Origin of the sequence: Salmonella sp. SG203, assembly GCF_013350575.1 — a bacterium.
Taxonomy (GTDB): Bacteria; Pseudomonadota; Gammaproteobacteria; order Enterobacterales; family Enterobacteriaceae; genus Salmonella; species Salmonella enterica.
In genome coordinates this window covers 1-3,001 of record NZ_SNMT01000064.1, presented here as the reverse complement: position 1 = coordinate 3,001, position 3,001 = coordinate 1, and the positions used below count along the sequence as shown (strand labels likewise).

4 protein-coding genes are annotated in these 3,001 nt (G+C 53.1%); all 4 read right to left on the bottom strand.

Annotated features, from left to right (window positions below):
* On the bottom strand, positions 1-180 hold a 180-nt coding region (locus HV477_RS27715), incomplete at its 3' end, for a CaiF/GrlA family transcriptional regulator (RefSeq protein ID WP_175065728.1).
* A 111-nt stretch (positions 181-291) separates the two neighbouring features.
* A complete protein-coding gene (locus HV477_RS27710; RefSeq protein WP_175065727.1) occupies positions 292-1,368 on the bottom strand; it encodes a fimbrial protein in 1,077 nt (358 codons plus the stop codon).
* Positions 1,365-2,108: a fimbria/pilus periplasmic chaperone gene (locus HV477_RS27705; RefSeq protein ID WP_175065726.1), complete on the bottom strand. Its 744-nt coding sequence runs from the start codon at positions 2,106-2,108 to the stop codon at positions 1,365-1,367. Before HV477_RS27705 ends, HV477_RS27710 begins: the two co-directional genes overlap by 4 nt.
* A 41-nt stretch (positions 2,109-2,149) precedes the next feature.
* The coding region (locus HV477_RS27700) for a fimbria/pilus outer membrane usher protein (protein WP_175065725.1) at positions 2,150-3,001 on the bottom strand (852 nt) is incomplete at its 5' end.

Here is a 3,001-nt window from a genome sequence, read left to right as displayed (position 1 = left end):
CTGAACCCAGTTTTGTTGCAGCAGACACCAGTGCGCAACAAGAATATAAAGAGGTTCTCCGTTGTGCTGGCGAACACACTCCGGGATAAAACAGGCATCATGGTTTGTCTGTCCGGGATAATGTATATCGTCAGCCGGGAAGATAAATTGCTTCTTTGCGTGTGTATTATCAGGGCACATAAAGACCTCTCCGCTTATAATCTAAAAGGAATGCCAGAGGAATGAACAAATTTATTATTTATATTTTATAAGCCACAACTCGTCACTAACTATAACGTGTGTCGTCAAATTTTAATTATAGGTAACCACAACAGTCATTGCTGCCGAGAAATTCCCGGTTTTAATCTCAGCTCCTGGTATGGGTTCAACTTTTGCTTTGTAATTTTTTATAATTTTCCCGCCGGAAGCGTTATCCAGATTAATGCTCCCCATATCCGCTTGCTTATTAAAGTGAACCTGATTTCCGGAATCATCCACAACCGACAGCCTGAATCCATTGGCTTCGCCTTTTGTATTTTTCAATGTAACTGAGGTGTCAGAGTCAGCAGACGTCACATCGTTAGTCTTAAACTCTATAGCCAGCGGTGCGACGAAGGGACTCTGCGTTCCGATATTCTGTTGCGCTGTTACCGTAAAGGGAGCCTCTCTGGCCACCATAGTATCTTTATACTCCGTATAAAAATGACCCAGATTAACGACTGAGGGAGAAATAATAACCCTGCCAGAATTATCAGGAATAAACCGGAGATTAAAAGCAGAAACGGTTAAAGGTTTGTATGAAACAGTTGGCGGATAAACAACAGTCCCGGGCTGAGTTGGGTTATAGGGTAATATGTGAAGCGTGCTTGCAGGAATGCCTATGTTCAAGAAAGTATTCTTATAAACAACATCTACAAATATACGTAACGTAAGCGTTCCGCTCAGGTTATATATTTTACTCTGGTCCATACGTTGTCCGAATGTTTTTGACTTGGACCAGCCGGCAAAACCTGACTGTATCTCCTGCCATGTAAAGGTCACAGGAGTATTACCCCCCTCCTGAGCAATGATATCCATCCCAAGACCGCTACCTTTTAGCGCATTTACTATCTGTCCCATATCGGAAAGATACATAGCTGCGGAGTAAACAAACCCACCTATACTGCTCCATTTTGTCTCACATGTATAGCTGATGGGAACGGTAATCTTCTGCAGTTCCTGCCCAGGGGAATATTGTCCTCCCTTCAGATTTATATTCTGAATATTGACATTTCCATTGGCATCACATTTTGACCAGTCGAAGTTTGCCCGCGCAGAATCACAGACAGTAAAGAAAAGAAACACACCTGACAGTATCAGTGATTTCATATTGAATAATCGTCCTGTCATGATTTCGCGCCTCCCTCTTTAATCGCACAGTTCAGGGCATCGCAGGCGTAGCGGTTCATCTGCAGTCCACCGTAATCATCAATATACCCCACCCACAGCGTCCGGGTTTCTGCCGGCAGAACAGCCTTTAAAGGCAGGCTCCCCAGGGGCGGCACCATCACGCCCTCGCGGAAACCGCTGAGCCTGTGGCTGCGGTCTGCTCCCAGCCACGCCACAGTGATGTAGTACGGCGTCGGGTTTCTGAGGGTCAGGTGTCCCGCATTCCGCTCAGCGGTCAGCTTTCTTTCCGGCTGGTCATTGCTGCTTCTGATAATGGCTTTCGGACGGTAAAACAGTTTCAGCTGGCTCTGCATGGCCAGCTGCAGGACGTTGTCCTCTCCGGGTTTCGGGGGAACGCCGCGGACGTTAAACCAGAACAGCGTTTCCCTGTCCTGAGGGAGCTTATCTGTCAGCCCGCGAACCTGGGTAATGCGGACCTGGGATTTCTGTCCGGCATCAATACGCTGCAGCGGTGGCAGCGCCATCAGCGCATCCGTTCTCACCCCGTCAGCATCCGTCACCCAGGACTGCGCCAGGAACGGCGTGGTTTTGTCATCGTTATTCAGCGTGATGGCCACCGTTTTCTGCGGCGCATCCATAATAATACGGGTCCGGTCGACGTTGACGGCCGCCGGGCTGTACTGGCTCCATGCTGCCGCCAGGGCGAACGCAATCACACTGCCTGTTCTGCTCTTTTTCACGCGTTGTCTCCGTTAATTCTGTTCTGTGACAGGGGATGTTCTTATTTACAGGGCAGCAACAGCGGTCCCTGGCTAATAGTCAGTATTTCCGGCAGACTGAGCCTGCACTGTACCCGGCCATCCCAGGACACGTTCAGGGTCCGGCGGTCTTCTTTACTGAGACCGGTCAGGTAAGCCAGGCCGTCATCCCCGACCATCCCCGCGGTTCTGCCGGTGGTCCCGGACACCACCATGGCGCCAAACGGCGGGCTGGCGCCGTCCGCCAGCCGGATATGACCGAGCACCTGCTCCCCCTGGCTGGCGTCAATCTTCCGGTAGCCCACCGCGCCCTCCGTCAGCACCTGGCTGATGACGGAGCTGCTGACGTCCACGTCCTCCGGCAGGGCGGCCACATCAACCGAAATATCGCTGCGCCGATAGCTGCTGCCGGCGCTCACCACGCCCACCCCGAAGCGGTTGGTCACCCCGCTGTTGCCGTTCACCGGTACACCGGCCACGTCTCCGGTATCTATCATCATGCGGGGCTCATTCCCGGCCATCGACTGGCTGAAAGCGGCGCCGTGGGCGGTGGCCGTCACCGAGCCGTACCAGCTCAGGCCCAGACTGCGGTACTGCCCGGGCTGCAGGGTGGCGTCCGCTGCTGCCTGGCCCCACGGCAGACGGCTCTGCACGCTACCGCTGAAGCTGCTGTTGCTGCCGGTGTCATAACGGTTATGGCCGGCGCTGATGTTCCATGTGGTGTCCGGGTTATGGAAATCGCTGTAATTCACAGTCTGCTGCAAGCCGCCCCGGTTATCCTTCTGCACGCTGTAGCTCACCTGACGGCTGTCGCCCCACGGGATACTGATGGTGGCGTAGACCTGGTTCTGGCTGCCCCCGCCGGTGTACTGGTT